At 41.7% G+C, this 20,032-nt stretch carries 18 protein-coding genes; 17 read left to right on the top strand and 1 reads right to left on the bottom strand.

Annotation, left to right across the window (positions count from 1 at the left end; genetic code table 11):
* Window positions 1-11: 11 nt before the first annotated feature.
* Both L4D78_RS22610 and L4D78_RS22605 read left to right on the top strand, forming a co-directional pair.
* A complete protein-coding gene (locus tag L4D78_RS22610) occupies window positions 12-2,324 on the top strand; it encodes an FdhF/YdeP family oxidoreductase (protein WP_428469017.1) in 2,313 nt (770 codons plus the stop codon).
* Between the two features lie 190 nt (window positions 2,325-2,514).
* Window positions 2,515-2,652, top strand: coding sequence for a hypothetical protein (locus tag L4D78_RS22605; RefSeq protein ID WP_428469016.1), 138 nt, complete (start codon window positions 2,515-2,517; stop codon window positions 2,650-2,652).
* Here the strand turns inward: L4D78_RS22605 and L4D78_RS22600 are convergent.
* Complete coding sequence (locus L4D78_RS22600; RefSeq protein ID WP_428469015.1) at window positions 2,635-3,510, bottom strand: multidrug transporter; 876 nt, start codon at window positions 3,508-3,510, stop codon at window positions 2,635-2,637. The two genes, L4D78_RS22605 and L4D78_RS22600, sit on opposite strands and share 18 nt — an antisense overlap.
* Before the next feature lie 409 nt (window positions 3,511-3,919).
* Between L4D78_RS22600 and L4D78_RS22595 the strand changes: the two genes are divergently transcribed.
* The 15 genes from L4D78_RS22595 (at window position 3,920) to L4D78_RS22525 (ending at window position 20,024) form a co-directional block, all read left to right on the top strand.
* Complete coding sequence (locus L4D78_RS22595; protein WP_428469014.1) at window positions 3,920-5,320, top strand: hypothetical protein; 1,401 nt, start codon at window positions 3,920-3,922, stop codon at window positions 5,318-5,320.
* A 185-nt stretch (window positions 5,321-5,505) separates the two neighbouring features.
* Window positions 5,506-5,928, top strand: a complete 423-nt coding sequence (locus L4D78_RS22590) for an NUDIX hydrolase (protein WP_428469013.1) — start codon at window positions 5,506-5,508, stop codon at window positions 5,926-5,928.
* On the top strand, window positions 5,912-6,457 hold the full coding sequence (locus L4D78_RS22585; protein ID WP_428469012.1) for a GNAT family N-acetyltransferase: 546 nt from the start codon (window positions 5,912-5,914) through the stop codon (window positions 6,455-6,457). The genes L4D78_RS22590 and L4D78_RS22585 overlap by 17 nt, the downstream gene beginning before the upstream one ends.
* A gap of 79 nt (window positions 6,458-6,536) precedes the next feature.
* Window positions 6,537-6,977 (top strand): YtoQ family protein, encoded by a 441-nt coding sequence (locus L4D78_RS22580; RefSeq protein WP_428469011.1) that lies wholly within the window; start codon window positions 6,537-6,539, stop codon window positions 6,975-6,977.
* 15 nt (window positions 6,978-6,992) lie between these two features.
* Window positions 6,993-7,454: a GNAT family N-acetyltransferase gene (locus tag L4D78_RS22575; RefSeq protein WP_428469010.1), complete on the top strand. Its 462-nt coding sequence runs from the start codon at window positions 6,993-6,995 to the stop codon at window positions 7,452-7,454.
* 88 nt (window positions 7,455-7,542) lie between these two features.
* Complete coding sequence (locus L4D78_RS22570; RefSeq protein ID WP_428469009.1) at window positions 7,543-8,019, top strand: GNAT family N-acetyltransferase; 477 nt, start codon at window positions 7,543-7,545, stop codon at window positions 8,017-8,019.
* A gap of 521 nt (window positions 8,020-8,540) precedes the next feature.
* Entirely contained in the window at window positions 8,541-9,500 is a 960-nt protein-coding gene (locus tag L4D78_RS22565; RefSeq protein ID WP_428469008.1) for a helix-turn-helix domain-containing protein, read from the top strand.
* A 535-nt stretch (window positions 9,501-10,035) separates the two neighbouring features.
* Window positions 10,036-10,785, top strand: coding sequence for a helix-turn-helix domain-containing protein (locus L4D78_RS22560; RefSeq protein ID WP_428469007.1), 750 nt, complete (start codon window positions 10,036-10,038; stop codon window positions 10,783-10,785).
* A 75-nt stretch (window positions 10,786-10,860) separates the two neighbouring features.
* Entirely contained in the window at window positions 10,861-11,436 is a 576-nt protein-coding gene (locus L4D78_RS22555) for a hypothetical protein (RefSeq protein WP_428469006.1), read from the top strand.
* An 82-nt stretch (window positions 11,437-11,518) separates the two neighbouring features.
* A complete protein-coding gene (locus tag L4D78_RS22550; protein WP_428469005.1) occupies window positions 11,519-12,052 on the top strand; it encodes a hypothetical protein in 534 nt (177 codons plus the stop codon).
* Between the two features lie 23 nt (window positions 12,053-12,075).
* Window positions 12,076-14,829, top strand: coding sequence for a CS1-pili formation C-terminal domain-containing protein (locus tag L4D78_RS22545; protein WP_428469004.1), 2,754 nt, complete (start codon window positions 12,076-12,078; stop codon window positions 14,827-14,829).
* Between the two features lie 22 nt (window positions 14,830-14,851).
* The gene (locus tag L4D78_RS22540; RefSeq protein ID WP_428469003.1) at window positions 14,852-15,580 is read left to right on the top strand and encodes a hypothetical protein; all 729 of its coding nucleotides are present in this window, start codon (window positions 14,852-14,854) and stop codon (window positions 15,578-15,580) included.
* Entirely contained in the window at window positions 15,564-16,634 is a 1,071-nt protein-coding gene (locus tag L4D78_RS22535) for a hypothetical protein (RefSeq protein WP_428459785.1), read from the top strand. Before L4D78_RS22540 ends, L4D78_RS22535 begins: the two co-directional genes overlap by 17 nt.
* Window positions 16,635-17,510, top strand: a complete 876-nt coding sequence (locus tag L4D78_RS22530; RefSeq protein WP_428469002.1) for an OmpA family protein — start codon at window positions 16,635-16,637, stop codon at window positions 17,508-17,510.
* A gap of 42 nt (window positions 17,511-17,552) precedes the next feature.
* Window positions 17,553-20,024 (top strand): adhesion domain-containing protein, encoded by a 2,472-nt coding sequence (locus tag L4D78_RS22525; RefSeq protein ID WP_428469001.1) that lies wholly within the window; start codon window positions 17,553-17,555, stop codon window positions 20,022-20,024.
* Window positions 20,025-20,032 lie beyond the last annotated feature (8 nt).

Raw genomic sequence — 20,032 nt, 5'->3', positions numbered from 1 at the left:
AGGGAAGAGTAATGACAGTTAAACAATATTCAGGTTCAGCAGGTGGATGGGGAGCGCTGCTTAGCACCACAAAGCATTTGGTCAAAAGCGAAAATGTAAGTCGTAATATTCGAAACTTGCTTAAAACTAACCAAGATCACGGCTTTGATTGTCCTGGTTGTGCATGGGGCGAGAATGACGAAAAGGGGCATTTTAAGTTTTGTGAAAATGGTGCAAAAGCAGTTAACTGGGAAGCGACTAGCCGTCGTGTAACCCCTGATTTTTTCAAGGAACACCCCGTTTCGTGGTTGATGAAGCAAAGTGATTACTTTCTGGAATACCAAGGCCGACTCAGTCATCCTGTAAAATACAATTGTGAGACTGACTGCTATGAAGAAGTGACATGGGAACAAGCTTTTACACTTATCGCTAAGCACTTAAATGCACTAGAAAGCCCGCATCAAGCTGAGTTTTATACATCAGGCCGTGCTAGCAATGAAGCGGCATTTTTATATCAGTTGTTTGTTCGTCAGTTTGGGACAAATAACTTTCCAGATTGCTCCAACATGTGTCATGAAGCGAGTGGAGTAGCACTAAAACAAGCGATAGGTACTGGAAAAGGGACCATTACAATTGATGATTTTGAATTTGCTGATGCCATTTTTGTTTTTGGGCAAAACCCCGGTACCAACCACCCTCGAATGCTAGACACTCTGCGGCAGGCTTCACGCCGGGGAGCTGCTGTTGTTAGTTTTAACACGCTAAAAGAGCGAGGCCTAGAGCGTTTTACGAATCCACAATCGCCCCAAGAAATGCTTTCAGGCAAAGGGACTGAAATTAGCCAGTCTTACTACACGCCTAAGTTGGGCGGGGATATGGCTGTTGTTCGCGGTATGGTAAAAGCCCTACATGAGTTTGATCAACAAGAACTGGCGGCGGGATGTAAAGGGATTTTTGACCGTGATTTTATTGCCTGCCATACCGAAGGATTAAATGACTACCTTGCGATGGTTAACGCAACTGACTGGAGTGATATTGTCGAACAGTCTGGCTTATCAGAATCAGAAATACGTGACGCTGCAACAATTTACCGCCAAGCCAAAAACGTCATTACAACCTGGGCGATGGGTATTACTCAACATAAACACTCGGTTAATACCATTCAGGAAATCGTTAACTTACAGCTTTTGTTTGGTCAGGTAGGCAAGCCGGGTGCAGGACTTTGTCCAGTGCGCGGGCATAGTAATGTACAAGGTGACAGAACTATGGGCATTGATGAAAAACCGACCGATGCTTTTCTTGATAATTTGGCCAATGTATTCGAATTCGAACCGCCTCGAGAAGCAGGTCATAATGCCGTTGAAGCGATTAAAGCTATGTTAGCAGGGGACAGTAAGGTTTTTATTGGTCTCGGCGGTAATTTCGCTGCTGCCAGCCCAGACACAGAGTTAACTCAACAAGCATTAAGTAGCTGTGAATTAACAGTCAATATCGCGACCAAGTTGAATCGTAGCCACCTCATTACCGGGCGAGATTCTCTTATTTTACCGTGTTTAGGGCGAACAGATATTGATATACAGCTTGCTGGGCCACAAAGCGTGACCGTGGAAGATTCATTTAGCATGGTACATGCCTCGGCAGGTGTAGTAGAGAGTGACATTGCTGAAATGCGCTCAGAGCCAGCGATTATTGCAGGTATTGCCTCAGCGACTGTTGGTAGTGATGTGGTCGATTGGTCATATTTAATTGAAGACTATACTCGAATACGTGATCTTATCGCTAAGGCGATACCGGGTTTTGAAGGCTTTAATGAAAAGCTTCAACAACCAGGGGGCTTTTATTTAGGCAACAGTGCTGGTGAACGTAGGTGGAATACGCAAACGAGTAAAGCGAACTTTTATTCTCATCAACTACCAGTGCATTTGTTACCTGCGAACTTACGTGAGTTAAGCCAAGACCCTGTATTTGTTTTACAAACAATGCGGTCACACGATCAATACAATACGACCATATACGGTTTTGAAGATCGCTATCGCGGTATTTCAGGTGAACGCAAAGTATTGTTAGTGAACCAAAGAGATATTGACGCATTAGGTTTACAAGCGGGTGACTTAGTGGATGTTGAGTCACTCTGGCCAGATAAAATTGAGCGCAAAGTCTTTGGTTTCAAGCTTGTGGCTTATGACATTCCAGCAGGTAATATTGCGGCCTATTTTCCTGAGACGAATCCATTAGTATCGATTGATGGGAAAGGGGACTTGAGTGATACACCGATATCGAAAGCTATCCCAATTGTTCTTTCACCAGCGAAGCAAGATGAAATGCTCATTCGAGTGAATACATAGAAAGTACAGTTTTCATGGGTAAAGCAACCTGACTGTTTAGTCAGGTTGCTTTCTAATAATTCATGTGGGGGAAAAGGACTAATATTTGTGAGCATGCATTCAAAACACAGTGTAGTTTTATACCTTTAAGTTTCCTTATGATAATTTCAGCTAGAGAAAGCACCATATTATTAGTTTTTAAGGAAAAAGAGTGCCACATTGCATTATTGAATATTCACAAAATATTGAATCACAAACCACCCCATTTTCGTTAGTTAACGCTGTTTCTGAAGGTGCATTTTTCTCGGGGTTATTTGATGGCTATCTGTCGTTAGTGGAACATCACTAAAATTGCAGCGATAGCCACAAGAGCCAAAGCAAAAAAGTCTTTAAGTTGCGTTTTTTCTTTAAGCCAAAAAGCAGAAATTAACATCATAAAAAAGATTTCAATTTGGCCGAGGGTTTTTACATAAGGCACACTTTGCAACGACATGGCACTAAACCAACCCAATGACCCTAAAAAGCTTGTGATACTGGTCATCAATACAAGCTTTCTCTCTTTAAACATTAACCGAAGTGCTTGCCTGTCTCGAATAAGTAAGTACGACACTAATATGAGTGTTTGAATAAAAATAACTAAAAAGAGCACCCATGCGGCACTATGAGGGAAGGGTAGAGATAAACTAAGACTGGCTTCTCTTATCCATAGTGAAGTTAGTGCGAAGGCACTGCTGCAAGCTAGCCCAATAGTGACTGTTTTCAAAGAAATGTGATTAAGTTTACCCGGTGAGCTTAAAATCAGTACCGCGATAGCACCAATACCGACGCCAAGCCATCCCCAATAGGTCAGTGTTGTACCAAAGAATAAAACCCCAAATAATGCTGCGACGGGAGCTTCACACTTTGCCAAGCCAGCACCAATCGCAAAGTTTTTCTGTTTGAACAGTACCACCATGAGTGCAGTGGCAGCTATTTGCATAATGGCTGCACTTAGAATAAAGCTGATTGATGTCACCGATAAGTTGGGTATGTCGGCGGGTTGCCATTCATAAAGACCATACAAGTAAACGAATGCCAATGGGCTTGCCCAAATAAACCGCGCAAGTGTAACGCCTGCGATATCAAGTTTTTTGCTTAATTTACTTTGTAGTGCGTTACGCCATGATTGGCAAAAAGCAGCAAAAAATGTGAATAGAACCCAACTCATTCTTCATGTTTACCTTTATTAAGCTTATGAAAATAATAATAAAGTGTTGTTATGCAGAATGATATGACTTTTGACTGTATACATAAAGAACAGACTTTGAAGACACAGGAAGTAATGAGTGTTGCAATGTTCAAGGACGTATTAGTTACCAAATATAAACGTTTCTATTCTTGTGACCTTTCTCTAACTAACGTACCAAAAATGCAGGGATAATGCAGTATTTATAGACTATTCAATACTATGTGTCTAGATTCTGACAGTTGTGATTTTAGTTATTCCCGTTGTATTACCGTCAATCATTAACATGGCTTTTAAATTAACGCCAATTAAGACGGGTTTTTGATGAAACGTTTCTATCTTGTGGCGGTGAATGAAGCTGTGATACGGGTCAACAGTTGGTGAGGAAGTTGTGATTAAGAGCAATAAGTTATTGGCAGTCGTGATGGGTACTTTTATGCTTTATGGATGTGTGTCTACTCAAGAGGCTACGACCATAAATATGTCACCTATTTCAGAGGTATTTTTCGGAGAACAACACTATCCCGATAACTTCTCCGCGCAGCTGCATACAAACTTGCAGTATTTTCAAGATGGCGTAGGCGTTGATCCACAATCTGGTATGCCTTTCGATTTTATTCGTATCATGGATGATGGTGAAATTGTCCCTAGGCCTGTTGTGAATAGCACAACGATTGGCCTTTATTTAAATATTTTGACGGAGATGGAGCGTGCTGGATCAGAGCCTGCGCGTCAGCGTCTGAACGATGCGCTTACCCGTCTCGAAAATGCGCCAAAATGGAATGGTTTGTTCTATTGGATGTATCAGATCCAAGCGGGAGAGTTAGCTCTCGGTGGACGTTCGATTGCATCTGCAGTGGATGCGGCGAATCTAACCTCTTCGTTAGCTGCTGTTGCTGGGGCCTATTGGGAGCATGAAGATCCAATGTTAGCACAGATCGCAACTCGCGCTGACACCTTGGTTAAAGCGACCAAGCAGGGGTGGTATGGTTTATATGACCGAGATAATAACTCGCGTGAGTTATTACGTGCGGCTTGGCGAGATACAGGCGATGGTCAACCCGATTATGTTAGTTATTGGATAGATAGAAAGTCGAATGAAAGCCGCTTAGCACCATTGTGGGCTTCGGTATTGACGCACGATGATGTAGCGCCTATTCCAGAAGGCGTATTTACGAATATGGGGTTATATCAAGGAGAATATGTTACTCAGCAAGGGGATATCATTCACCCAATGTTGACGTGGAACGGCGCATACTTTCAAGGCATGTTGCCATCGATTTGGTTCAATGAAAAGTCAATGGTGCCAGTACCCCAGATGTTTGATGATATGGCGACAGTACAATTGGAATATACGTCTGAATACGGTATTCCGTTTTTGTCATCATCATCAACTATTGAGAGCCGCTACAGTGAGTATGGCGTAAATGGTATGGCAGAAGATTTTTGTCGTAATCAAAATACTTATCAAGAGCCTGTTGGTACACCACATGCGACAGCACTCTATGCCATGATAAATCGGGATCATGCAGTAGAATTGCTGAGTGATATTGAGACACGCTTTCCTGCAATAGTGAGTGAGGCTGGTTGGTTTGATGCGGTAAACGATAAAGGTGAAGTGACCAATAAAATCATCGGCCTAGATCAAGGTATGTTCGCAGCATCGTTTATTGCCGATACCATTCGTGCCGACGTTGAAAACTATATAAAACAGTCGCTAGGTGATGATGCTTGGCTGGTGGTTGAGCGGCTGTATAGTCAGTTTGAAAGTGATGGTTTATGTGACGCCTAACGTTAATCGGCTCTATTTAGTTGCATCTAACTAAGTTGGTATAAGGCTAGACCCAAGTTATCAAAAGGGTACGCTGATGGTTAAAGCTCTGTCTAATGGCAGGGCTTTTTTGTTTCTAATGCATAATCAAAGGCAGTAGCGTATGATATTAAGCAATTGAAACTAAAGAAATATTGGTGCTGTAAATGGGAAAGGTCATTGATAAGTTGGCTTGGTTACATATTCACGATGGCAAACTGCTAGTGGTTCGCTCTAAAGGCAAAGAACTCTTTTATATCCCAGGAGGGAAGCGTGAAGTTGGCGAAAGCGATGAACAAGCCCTTGTCCGCGAAGTCAAAGAAGAATTATCCGTCGATTTAGAGCCAAGAACGATTAAATATGCAGGGTCATTCACTGCTCAGGCTGATGGTAAAGCGAGTGACGTATCAGTACAACTGACTTGCTACTATTCTGACTTTAACGGTGACTTGAAGCCAGACGCGGAAATTGATGAGCTGAACTATTTCGATATGGGTGATGTATCTTCTTGTTCATTAGCAACGATTTTGGTCATCGAGCAGTTAACATCTCAAGGCTTAATCGGAGCAAAGCATGATCGAGACAGATAGGCTTATATTGAGGCAGTGGCGTGACAGTGATCTTGCACCTTTTGCTGAAATGAACCGCGATCCTAAAGTAATGACGTATTTTCCTTCATTACTTTCAGCGCGCGAAAGTAATGAATTAGCAGAACGGTTCCAAAGTCTCATCTTGGATAAAGGTTGGGGCTTTTGGGCGTTGGAGCAAAAAAACACAGGCCTATTTCTCGGATTTGTTGGTTTGCACTTTCAGGAGGAAGAGAGCGGCATTCCAAATGCACCACTCGTTGAAATTGGCTGGCGTTTGAGTTCTTCAAGCTGGGGGAACGGGTTTGCTCCAGAGGCGGCGAAAGCCGCATTAGCGTTTGCTTTCGATACGCTTAATCTATCTGAGGTATATGCATTCACCGCTCTACAAAACTTGCCTTCAAAGCGGGTTATGGAAAAAATTGGTATGCATAACACTCATCAAGATTTTAATCACCCCAAGCTACCCAAGGGTCATTCATTAGAGCGCCATTGTTTATATCGAATTCAATCTGAAGCGTTAATTAAATAGCGATTTTATAGTAATCATTTACTTAATGAGTTAAAAATAGAAGTGTTAATACCTTTGTAACAAAAACAAGGAGCTTGAAATGGAATTAAATGTTTACTTGTCTGGTGAAATTCATACTGATTGGAGAGAACAAATTGTTCAAGGTTGTAAGGACAATGGTGTAAATGCCGTGTTTACTTCTGCGGTCACCGATCATGATACAAGTGATAGTGCAGGCGACGTGCTTGGTGAAGAAAGCAATTCTTTTTGGCGAGACCATAAATCAGCGAAAGTAAATGCAATCAGAACTAAAACACTGATAGAAAAATGCGATATAGCGGTTGTTCGTTTCGGTGATCAATATAAACAATGGAATGCAGCATTTGATGCTGGTTATTGCGCTGCATTGGGTAAACCTTATATCACGTTACATAGTGAAGCATTAGTACATCCATTAAAAGAGGTGGACGCTGCTGCTCAGGCTTGGGCTACCACACCGTCACAGGTTGTTGAAATACTGAAATATGTCGGTTGCAAATAAAGGGGGTAGCGAAGCATGCAAATTGCGGTAGATAAGCTTGAAGATAAGGGCGTAATACAACTTCTGGAAGAGCACCTTGCAGATATGTACGCTACGTCACCGCCAGAGAGTGTTCATGCCTTGGATTTAGATGCACTTAAGTCTCCTTCAATCACTTTTTGGAGTGCTCGATATAATGGGGAGGTGTTGGGGTGCGTGGCATTAAAAACATTGAATACCAAGCAAGCTGAAATTAAGTCTATGAGAACGACTGAAAGTAGTCGAGGGCTTGGTGTTGCAACGAAATTGCTAGAGCACCTAATCAGTGAGGCTCACAATCAAGGTTATGAAACGTTAAGCCTTGAAACCGGCTCTATGGACTTCTTCAAACCCGCCCGTAATTTATATGAGAAGTACGGATTTTCATACTGTCAGCCTTTTGGTGACTATAAGCTTGATCCAAATAGCTTATTTATGGAATTGAACTTGTCATCATAGGGTAACTTGAGTTAAAGATAGTTAAGTAAGCTTCGGGAGTATGCCGCACTTTATGGATATTTGCGGCAAAACAAGAAAAAGGGAATTTATGGTATTAGAGCAGTTTAAAGAAAAAGACTATGAGCAACTGATTCAGTGGATAGACTCTGCGGAACTAAACTATCAATGGGGTGGTCCTGCATACGATTTTCCTCTTACTATTGAGCAAATAGCCAATCATTGCGCCCAACCAGATATCACACCTTATTTATTCAAAATTGAGGGTGAGAATATTGGTTTTGTTGAGCTATTCAAAGTATCCAGCACTCAGTACCGCCTATGTCGAGTGTTCATTGCCGAGCCATTTCGAAGGCGTGGGCTTGCAACCACCATGCTTGAAGATGTCATCATTAAAGCGAAAAGCCAGTTTGATTGCGTTGAAGTGAGCCTAGCGGTGTTCGAGCATAATCATAGAGCCAAGAGATGCTATGAATCATTAGGCTTTGAAACGTACTTAGAAGAAACAGGCTTTCAGGCCCCCAATGGTGACCTCTGGGATCGCGCATTGATGGAGAAACGTATTTAGTATTGATGATTTTTCTGTCATGGGGCGAGATGAGCAAGTTACTGATACCTGAACTTAGTTAACTTAATATTACCCAAGCGACTTCGAGTTACATATTTAGTGTAGAGTCAAGAACTTCTCTCTGAATACAGTACCTTGAAGTTGCATGGTTATACAAATCATACTTATGATTGACTGAGTAAATTGCACTTGATGTCAGTTAAATTATCATTTTCCGTTTAAGAAAACTTAAGTCTGTTAATTTTGGGCATATTCATGAATGCTAAAGTATTGTTGTAATTATATTTATATCGTGTGTTTTGATGCTAACCACTTGTTTATATAGGAATAAGCTTAACTCGATATCGTATTTACTGTCAGCGTCACGGCTTTAAATTGATATGAATAAAAGCAGGAATTACTCTACAATCTGCACTTTTAGAAGAGATAATGCTTTCCTATATCTGATGAACGTTTACAAATAATGTGAATTATAGTTATTGTGTAAATAGTTAATAGCATTGTGGGCAGGTAGTTAATAAATGAATTTATTTCCTCAAATTCTAAAGGCGAGACGTAAAGAACTTAAATGGACACAGGGAAGGTTAGCACTATGGCTTCAACAAGCAGATATTGAGCTTCACGGTGTTGATGTGGTATCGATAAGCCGTTGGGAAATGGGCAAGACGCAACCTAGCGTCTATAAAGTTCTGAAAATATTATCAATATTAAAGATTGAATTACTTCCATTTCTTAAGTCGTTAGACGTTTCAGTTGACAGTAATATAGTTCAAACTGTGTTACAGAAGCGTTATCAGTCTTTTCACTCGATGATATCGACGGCCAATTATGTACATCAACATCAGAATGAAAGTTCGATAGAGTGTTTCCCATTACTGAGAAGTGCAAATGATAATCAGATTCTTTCTGGTATTCATAATTTAGCGATGCACACAAAAACAGATACTAGTTTGCTAAATTTGGTTGATTTTTATTTGTATCAAATGACGAACCGAATTCATGGTCGAAAGTATATATCCTCGCATAATGGTGAATTACAGGGACACAGTTTAGGGTTCTTTTTTAAAGATAATGAGTTTGATAAGTATCAGAGGAAAAAGGTAGATTTCACGAAAGCAACACCATATTCTGAAAATAAAGAATTGGTATACTTTATTACTAGTACGTTTTCTTTAAGCATGGAGGTTACCATCGATAATATACTTCAAGACTTAAAGTATTTTTCAGACAACCCGAGTATTAAACGGGTAGCAGCATTAATTATTAACCCTGATGCACTTGAAGTATATAAAGCGCTTGGATATGAAACTTTTAAATATTCAGATGAGTATAAGGAAGGTGATGAAGGAGGCAGCTTAGAGCTTAATGGTCGAAAGTATAACTATTGTGTGGTTGTGATCGATAAGTTAAAATTGTTGAGTAATAAGTATATCATTGATTTTATTAAAAAAATGAAGCCTGTAACAAAAAGGTGCGAGTGATGGAGGAACTCCTAGTGACGAAATTTTTTTGTCTGTATCTATACTTCTCCCTTAATTTTCTTGTTTTAGTTGATGTTTAATTCTCGATTATATTGACCACCGAATGTCTAACTTACCTTTCTAATTTGATAATTTAGCCTAATATTGTAGGCGCTTGTCTTTTTCCTCTCAAAATAATTGTGATACTCATCCCAATAACTTATCTGGTTAATGTGAGCGTAAATTAATTTTTGTGCTCAAAAAACGGTATTAACAAGCATTAAACTACATATGTTTATTCTATAAAACAGCTGTTTAGGTGCTTTTTAGGTATTTCAACACTCTTGCCTTTAATTAGAAATTAGGCAGTTGTTCTAATGAATAAGGTGTGGATGCTAATGAATTGGTATTCATAAAACGTCAAAATTAGCCTCGAAACAGAAGTTGGTGTTTTAATTAATATAATTAATTCAGTGTCTTGTATTTAAAGCTTTTTATTTCACGAACATAATTAGTAGTAAATGAAGCATTGTTTTTCATGGATATGAGGTTCGATGTGTTTGTTTTTTCCGACTTTATCAGAAATCGTCGTCTTAAAGAGGGGCTAACGCAGCAAGAGTTTGCCTTGATGCTTAGTGAGGCCTCTCCCAAATTGATTGGCGTGGATAATGTCACCCTTTCTCGTTGGGAGAAGGATCAAATAACACCGACATTACGTCGGATGGTGCAAATTCTTGACGCCTTAGGAGAAGGGGTTATGGGGCGATTATTAAAAGCTAATTTACCTATGCGTAAAACCGTTGTTAATAACTTACAACGACTTTGTTTACGTCAGTTTGGTCAATTTAATTTGCCAGTAGAAAATGCTAACGCAACTTGGATAACGGATATAAGCGATAAAAACTCTATTGCTTATCGTTATCGCGTGCAACTTGAATCGCAGGTGATGTGGGGTTCGGGAGAAATGCTTTTATTATCACAAGCAAAGGTTGCGGTATTGGTTTTAAACGAAATACCGATGGCGTACATCTCTTATGTATACGATAAAAACGTATTAAGAGTATTACATATTGCATACCGTGATCGTAAGAGCCTGATGAGCTTACTTCGCTATTTAGCAGAGCGGCTAGATTATAACTCAGAAGTCTTGCATGTATTTGCCAAGGTGCCTGACCCTCCTTCTCGTTCTTTATTTTTAGCGTTAGGAGCATCAAGTTGCACTTACAAAGATTCGTTATATATCGAACGTGATGAGCTGTTGACAAATTTAATTTGTATTTTGTCGAGCACTTTACAATTTGAATAACCGAATGAACGTTAAGCCCATTTATTGTTGTCGGAATGGCCGACTACATTATGTAAAAAAAAAGGAAAAAATAACATGAAAAAGCAAGTGTTGACCATTGCTGTTGCTGCTATTGTTAGTTCGACTTTAGCTCTTCCGGCTATTGCGTCAGATGGAGCTGCTGAACAAACGATATCTTGGTCTGGTACTATTGACGGTGGATTTGTTGGTTCAGACATTGCGCTAGGTAGTCCTAATGGCGATTCAATTCAAGCGGGGAAGCTGACAGGTAATTCCGATGGTACGTTTACATCAACACCTATTATTGTACGTGCATTTGCATTGAAAGACGATAATGGCGAGCAGGTGTTGGATCCAGATACTCAGTACCCCGATGCGATTAATTGGTGGGTTCGCAACGCAGCCGTGTCACACAATGGTGTTGATGGCAGTGGTGGTTATGACGCAGACAACCTGCAATTTCAACTTAATGGGCAGGATGTCACTTTAGATGATCAGGTGAATACTGCAGCGGGCAGCCCAGACATGTTGGTATCAGTTTCTTATACTCAGCCGCCTACAGGTACCGTAACACCGAATGATGCGATATCTGTCCGCGCGACCTTGTTCGCAGAAGGTGACGCAGGGTTACCAATTCCACCAGCTTCGTAATTCACAATAGATAAATTGGCAACAAGGTAACAGTGTAACTTTGTTGCCCACTCTTTAGATTTTATATGCTGTATGCAGAGTAATGGCGATGCAATTAAAAGTATTGATATTCACGATAGCTTGCGGGTTCGCTTCTCAAGTATTATTGGCTGCTCAATTTACTGAAATATTACCAGTATCAACTTATATCAATAAAGCATTGCTATATCCTTATTCACTATCATTAACTGCGACTCCATCGTCATTCTTATTGTTATTCGATAAGTCACAAAATCGTTTTTATGACGCTCATAGCGAGTTGCTAGTTAAGACCGAAATTCCAGCAGAAGAAAGTGCCACTTTTACATATAAATTGACGCTAACCCAAAATCAGTCTGAGTGTCGCCGTGTTGGTAATAATGGCACGGATACCGTGTTGTCTAATGTGATGGACGTGTTGATCGACGGGACAAAAATTGATGAGGGAGATTCGTCATCGCTACAAGTATTAGGTGAAATTGACGAGGGCGGCCGGCGTATGGGGCGTAATTCGCTAACGCTTCGTAGTCACCAAATTACGGAGGAGGCGTTTGACTGTAATGGTTCGATTAAAATTGAGGCTGAGTTGGCGTTATGAAAAGGTGGCTAGTGGTATGTGTTATGCCGTCTTTATTATTTGCTCAGGTGCCAGAAGGATTCGATGACCTGTTTGAACTGGAGAGGGTCAATGCTCGCATTATTATAAATGATGAAGCATCGGTAACCTTACCTGCGATGATGGGGCTAGGTTCAGTAACAGTAATCGTAGAGGATAAAGTGGCACTGGCTGAGTTTTTTGAGCGTCAGTATGTAAACGCCAAACTATCGCAACAAATTGTGTCAGATTTGGTTCGTGGGGTGAATGATTCGGTACATTGTAAGGGACGACGTGCCACTTGTCAGATCGCGGAAAGTGGGTGGAATACAGTGCAGTATGTCGTGGTTAGAGAACAAAAGACATTACGAGTAATCGTACCTGATTCTGGTATGGCCACGGTACAAAGCCAAGAGCGTTATATCGACGATAAAACGGGAGAAAATGCGTTAGTTATGCACCATAGGCTAAGTGCTGATGGTGGCTCAGAAGGTAGCCCGCAGTTGTATTACCAAAATGAAGCTTTTCTAGGGCTCTACGGTGGTTATATTCGTGCAGATCTAAATGCCACAACCGATGAAGATAATAGCGAAGGTGCTTATGTTTACCTTGATGAATTAGCCGCGAATTACTTAACCGGTGAACATCGAATTAAGTTTGGTTTTACATCAGAGAATGTACCCAGAGTATGGAATGGCACGGCTTTTCTGGATACTGAAGAAGATCTCAGTGTATTAGAGGCTTCCGCTGGCACTACGCGAGAGCTGAAATTTAAAAATTCAACACAACGGCCTCGGATCTATTTTTCTATTACTCAAGCAGGACGACTTTTTGTTCGTCGTGAAGACGGCACACCTGTATTTGAGCAAAATGTGTCAGCAGGTCAAAACTTTGTTTCTTATGATGATTTACCTAATGGGATATCTACTCTGACATTTGAAGTTAGGGCTGGCGAGCGGGTGCTATATGAACAAGTACATAAAATATATAACACTACGAGTTCACAAATGGCTAGCGGTGAGTGGGATTATTTCTTTGCGGTCGGCAAACTATATGACCAAGAAGTCGTGAGTAACGAATTTGTGGCAAACCAAATAGAAGACTATCAGTATGAAGCGTTTACTGAAGCCCGCGCAGCTACTCAATTAACACAAGATCTGAAACTGGGATTCGGCGTATTTAATACAGCGCAGGACTATTTCGCCAAGCTGGCTTTTACCTATCAGCCAATTGCTGATTTTGCTTGGGAAGGCCTCTATGGCCACTTTAGTGATGAAAGTTACTACCTGCAATCAACACTTACATTTTTGGGAGTAAGGTTTAATGCCAGTCGTTTCACTGACCGTACCGATACGCCACAAGAAATGACGTTTTCTAATTATTTATTTGGGTACGGATCGAACAGTCAGTTGACTGCGGGGTATGCCCATCCTGTTGGAGCTGGCAGGGCATACATCAGTTATTCCTATTTCGAAAGTGAGGGGCTAGATAGCATCATGCTTGATAATGACGATGAGATCCTCAGCCGATATGAATCGTTAACTGCAGGCTATACCTTCAGTGCATGGCAGAACTCAACCGTTGATGTCAGCGTCACCTATTCAGATGATGAAGATACTTTGGGCATGGAAAGTGATGAATTTGCATTTGCACTGTCGGTTTCTTTGCCGTTAAGCCGAAGTGCTTATGCCTCTTATAGTCTAAACCTTGATGAAAACAGCCAAAGTCACCGCATTGCTGCGGGAAATTCTTACACCATTTCACCTGATGCATCGGTCAGCCTTGAAGTTGGGAGTATTTATGATGGCTTTGATGGGGGAGATGATGATCTGAGTGTTGATGCCTCAGCTTCTGGCTATTATGGCAACGACTACTTATCGGGTAGCGCTTTTACTTATGGTGATGATGACAGCTTTAATGTATCTGCCAATATAAACGCCAGTTCGGTCGTCACGTTAGACGGTATCTACCAAACCCGAAAGCGCGCTGAATCTTATTTATTGGTTGAAAACGTAGGTGCAGGAAGTGCTGCAAGTATTGATAAAGGGCAGAGTGACTTTCTGACCGTCGCTAACCTAAAAGGTAATGGTGATAGCGCTGGACGTTTGCTCTTGGATAGCGATGAAGTGATATATCCTTTAGCACGTTATCAGGAATACCAAGTAACACTTGATGAAGCGGCGAGTGATTACCATAACCGAGGTGAATCTGGTACCGCTGCAAGTAGTTATCCAGGCACTATGGTCCGCCTTAATGTCGATATGCGAGAAATTAAATCGTACATCTCGATTTTCAATGATATCGAAGGTAACCCTGTTGATATGGTTGAATGCCGTGGTGAAGGGTGTGTTGGTGTTGAAGTGTTAACGGAAGGCGTATTTAAGTTTCGAGTGAGTGCTGGATTACCGTTTGAGCTTCGAACCAGTGCTCAACGCTGCCTTATTCCATCGCCCGATACTTTTTCCACCCAAAACTTAGGCCAGAATTTTTGTATGCCTGTCTTTGATGAGGAAGAAGGTGGTCTTCGCTTATCTCGAGGGGAAGGCGGTGGGTATTTCTACTATGTCGGTGAATTTAATGATACCAGTGTTATTGAAACTTATGAGAAATCCCTACAAGGGGAGCCGCTAACATTTATTCGCCATCAGGTCGGAAAGCGTATTTTTTTATTTATTGAAACGACAGAACGACTAGCGAATGTTCATCGCCAAACTATTTCGGCATTGGGTCAGTATGCCCTTGAGGAAACACTCAATACCCCGACATTTGTATCCCGTTAATTATTTGAGAGAAAATAAAGTCATGAATCAAAATGCTATCAATACGCTAAGTCTATGGACATTGTTTATCACGTTAATATTTAGCGCTTGGTCAGTAAATGCTGCTCCTACCTTCCAACTAGATACGTTATTTCAAACCAGTAATGAAAATGGTCATGGCGTTTTCACTTTATCAAATACCAACCGAGAAACGATATATGTGAAAGGGGAAGTACTGCAAATACAAATAGAAGAAGGTGGAATAAATAAAATCCCACTGACCCGTGATAATTTCATGATTTGGGATTTGGCCGTTAATCCATCAAAGCTCCGCCTGTTACCGGGCGAAGTGAGAGATGTTGCCGTGAAATATTTATGCTCAAGTAATTGTAATCGTAGCGAAGACTTGGTTTATCAAATTCGTTTTTCACCGGTTAGTGCGCCTGAAAAAATTGAAGGACAAGAAGTCGCCATTGCGTTTGGGATGGCGCCATATTACGTAATACCTGCAGCAGAACAGAACGTAAGTTATGAATGGGATTATGAAGAAGCCTCTCAAACTGTGAAAGTGAGCAATACAGGCAACACCTATCTAAAAGTTGAATTTGATAATTGTAATGAATTCAGTGCACGAAAATCATGCCGAGCAGTATATCACGTGCTTTCAGGGCGCTACCTCGAATTCAAATTACCCGAAGGGCTGCAAGGTAGCAATGTCCAGGTGACCGTCGCGAATCATAATCAGAGGTATGAGGATGAATTTACTCTTTAAGGTGAGTGGGTTGCTGGTTGAAAGCTTAGTGTTATCGGCTTCGGTTCAGGCGGCAACGCTAAATGGCACCCTTGAAGGTGAAACATTACGCTGGCAAAACGGTCAAGTCAGTGGCAGTTATTTGACCTTGAGTAATTGGCAACCAGTGAATGGATTGCAGCCAACCAGTGAATGGATACCTGGCACGTTCATGACTCAGCCTGCAACTGAAGTGGATTTACAAAACAGCATTGGTGAATTAGTGACGGTGCCAATTAAAGTAGTGGGCCTCGATTATGGTTTAGGGCAGGCAGCTGATAAATTTCCACATCGGGGTAACCCCACGTTTTCAGGGCCAGGCTTATGTACGCCTCCGGTTGAACAAACAGCGACAACAGCAAGGGCTATCGGTCATAGTTGTATTGCGAGTGAAAGCTACCAAACATCTTCCTCGTCAGTAATGTACACCCCATTTCAGTTTGCCCGACCAGTTTTGGAAGCGGATAGCCAGCAAATAGCTCAAGCATTTCGCAGTAAAGGGGTCGGTAGCGGTCAATACACTGGAACAGTGAATGTGCGACCTGCCTATTACTTTAAATCGCCGACGGGTACTTGGACATACCGTCAGTCATTACTCGTGCCCGTTATCGTGAGAATTCGTTATGAAGCCGCGAGGTTAGAAAGTCTGACGGTAGAAGGCAATGGGGATATGCTCCCTATCTATAACACGATAGATAATACAGTTTCGGGGAGTACGTCTTTCCGTGTTACGGCTAAAGGTTATTTTACCCAAGGGGTGCAGTTAAGTTTTGATGATGTGCCTTATCAGATGAGTCTGGAATCAGATCCGCAACAAAAGCTGCCGTACAGCATTTCTTGTACTGCTTGTGATGAGAGCCCTATTGTCACTAACGGTGTGTTACAGCTTGCTGATGGCGAAACCGTCGTTGGTAATAACGGATTGGATGAGTTCCAGTTCGATCTTCGTGCTCATTATGATGATGTTGGGCCTAGTGAAATAGAAACAGGTCAATATCGAGGCCAATTCACAGTGTATTTTGAGGAGGCTCTGTAAATGAAACGGAAAGGAATTTTGGCCGCTGTGCTGATGGCTTTATTGTTCAGGGTATTCCCTTTAATGGCTGCAGAGCAGGAGGCACAGCCTTGGTTTTTAGAAAACCGCATATATGCCACAAATAATCCGGCTTTTGGTTTGGCGATATCAACAAATCTTTGGTCACTAGATTGGCATTTAGGTGGTTACCTGCCTTTTGATGAAGCTGATAACCCTGATGGTGATTTAGATACAAAGTTGGATTATGGCGTAGCAAAGCCATTTACCATTACTGATGAATTGAGCATGAGCTTAGGTATCGGTGCTCTTGAGGCCGATATGTATACCGATTATGGCTTGGACTTTGAAGTGACTGAGTCAGTAAGTCTTCAGGCTGGTTATCGCTTTCATTTCGACGATGATTTTGATAATCGCAATGAATACTATCTGGGTTTTTCTTGGTTGCTTAACCCACCAGAGGACGAAGTAGTGTTGACCCCGACAGTTGAACCTGTTGTCCCGCCAGAGCCAGAAACCCGGACGGAAGTAATAACTAAGACCGTGTCATTTGGTAGTGGAACAAGTGCGCTTAAATCAATCGGTACACTTGATGAGCTGGTGGAAAAGTTCTCAACTGCCAATAAGGTTTCAGTGATTATAACGGGTCATGCAGATAGTACGGGTTCGCAAAGACTGAATGATCGGCTAACTCAGCAACGTGCTGATGTCGTTAAAGAGTATCTAATTCAGCATGGGATCGAGCCGAATCAGATAGTCGCTCTGGGTATGGGGACCCGTCATCCAATTGCTGACAATTCTACTTTTGAAGGCCGGGCGAAAAACCGCCGAGTTGAAATACGGATAGACGCGACGTTTATTGGCATCAATGAACGTTAGCAGTGGTTGGTAAATCGTGATAATAAAAGATGGTCGCTATAGATGAAAAATACGAATTTATTCATAACCCTGTCACTTCAGCTTGTTTTGTTACTCAGCGGTTGTGGCGGTGATAGCAGTGCAGAAAATGGTACAGGTAATCAGTCAGTTGATACTGTAAGCGCCCCATGGGTTGAGAATAATTTTACCCAGCTTCAGGTAGATGGTGAGACTAATACAGTATCACTCAAAGGTGATGTCGCTGATCCGCAGGGGTTACCTGTCACACTCGAGTCTGTACGTGCAGTATCAGGCGAATGTGGGGTTTCAGAACTCGATAAGCAGGGGTTGAGTTTTACAGTAAGCACATCAACACCTGAAAGCTGCTATTACGAATATACTGTAACCAACCATGCTGCCAACGCTGCCCATAGTAAGTCTGCAAATGCTGATAGCTATGTTGTCGTGAGTTCAAGTAGCCAGTCGGCAAACTTAGTACCCGTTGCGTTAATGGCGACAGAGGGTGATACCTTAGCGGTTGATTTAAAAAACCTGACTGAAGAGCAAGCGCCGGGGTATACCTACCCTGAAGGCTATTTGCTAGATGTTGATGTGTTAGTGATGGGGACAGGCACTGTCATTAATATTGCTACTAGTAGTGCAACATTTCAGTATGAAGCAGAAGACCAAGGGGTGACACGGTTAATTTATTCTCTCATCAGTGCTGATGGTAGCGATGTAAAAGCGGGGTACATTGATGTTGCCGTTTCAGCAATGGGCAATAACATGCCTACCGCCGAGAGCATTAAAGGCCCTGAAGGGGTACCGATGGGCGAAGAGATTGTCATTGATGTTTCGCCATATATTGATGACCCTGATGATGAAGATAACCTTCAACTCACCGATGTCTATACCCTTGATGCAACAGTAAAAATAAGTGATCCAAGCGATATATACAATACCCGTTTTACTTTTCGTGCTGACAGTATTGGTGTGTTTTATGTCACTTATTATATAACCGATCACCGAGGTGGCTGGGCGGTAGGTGTTATTAGCATTGGTGTTACTGGACCACCTCGTCCATGGGATGATATTACATTGGCAAATGGTGCGTTTTATAGTGCGCCGTGGGATAAAGACAGTGCCGATGCCTACAATATCTTTCACCAAATAGCCGAACCTGAGCTAATGAAAGCAAGCAATGAGGAAGAGGAAACCGAGACTGAGGAAGTCTATATTGCTTTGTTTGATCAGCAAACTGCACAAACAGTATGTTCTCTCACTGGCATGAACCTACCTAATACCGAACAGCTTAAAACGGTGTATCAAGAGCTGGAAGGAGAGGTGAAAGAAAAAGAAAATTGGCCGACGAATTACGCTTATTGGACATCTGATGCTTCCGGTGGAGGGTATAATCGAGTGAATTTGTCGACGGGTGAAGATGAGCCTGCAATGGGAGCCGCAGTAGGAAACCTTACCTGCGTACCGGAAGGACGTTTAGATGTGACCCTAAAGCCACAAAATATCTTTGCTGGCATTCAAGAGCACGAGGTAACTGCAACAGTCTCGGATGTGGTCGATGACAGTTCACTTGAAGGACAATCGGTATTTGCTTATTCAATGGATGACAACCTGCGTTTCAATAACCAATTTCTGCAGACCGATGAATCAGGCAATGCTGTGTTTCTTATTTCAAGCTTGATAGGTGGTACCGCAGATTTGATTGTCAATTACGGCAGTCAGAGCAAAGTAATCGTGTTGGAGTATATTGAAAACCTGATTGCTAGTATTGAGTCTCAATTGCCTGAAGTGGTTTATGTTGGCCAAGCGTTCCTTGTTAATACTATTGCCCAATATGAAAATGGCGATGAAGTGTTAGTAACAGACAATACGGAGCTCCAATCGTCTGATGAATCGGTGTTGTCAGTTAGTAGCAGTAGTGTCACAGGTGTGGCGGCTGGGGAAGTGTCGTTGACGAGTTCTTTTCAAGATTTACAACAGATAAACCCTGTTGAAGTTCGTGATCCTATTTATATTCCAGGCGACTCGTATGGCTTTTTTTATTCACGACAGCCTTATAGTGGGAATCTGCTTGAAGCTGGTGATTTAGTTCCTCAAATTGGTAATGAGCCTGTAAAGTTGAGCAGTATCTCGGTTAGTCCTCCTAATGCAAGTACGAGCAACTATATTTCATTCATGAATAAATTACCGGTCTCACTGGAAGATGGTAGAGTTCGACGGTTTGATGATGAAAGTCAAATGTGGGGTGAGTGGCAAAGCTTTAATGATAGGTTCTGGATAAACTCAATTGAGTGTGATAATTCTCAATATGTTTACTATGCATTATTTTTTGAGTTGGGCGGAGTCTATATTAATAATGAATTCACGGTTGGTGCTGAATTTGAACATTCGTATCCTTTTGAATGTGAGTTAGTGACTGAATTTAGTTATCGAATTCAATATGAATATTTAGGTGATCCAACGCGTAAAAATGTCATTGAACTATATGGTGATGTTATTATCAACAGACGTTAAGTTGAATT

Source organism: Photobacterium minamisatsumaniensis, from assembly GCF_050336695.1.
GTDB classification, from domain to species: domain Bacteria; phylum Pseudomonadota; class Gammaproteobacteria; order Enterobacterales; family Vibrionaceae; genus Photobacterium; species Photobacterium minamisatsumaniensis.
Note: the sequence above shows the minus strand (reverse complement) of the source record. Positions and strands in the feature narration are given on the sequence as shown.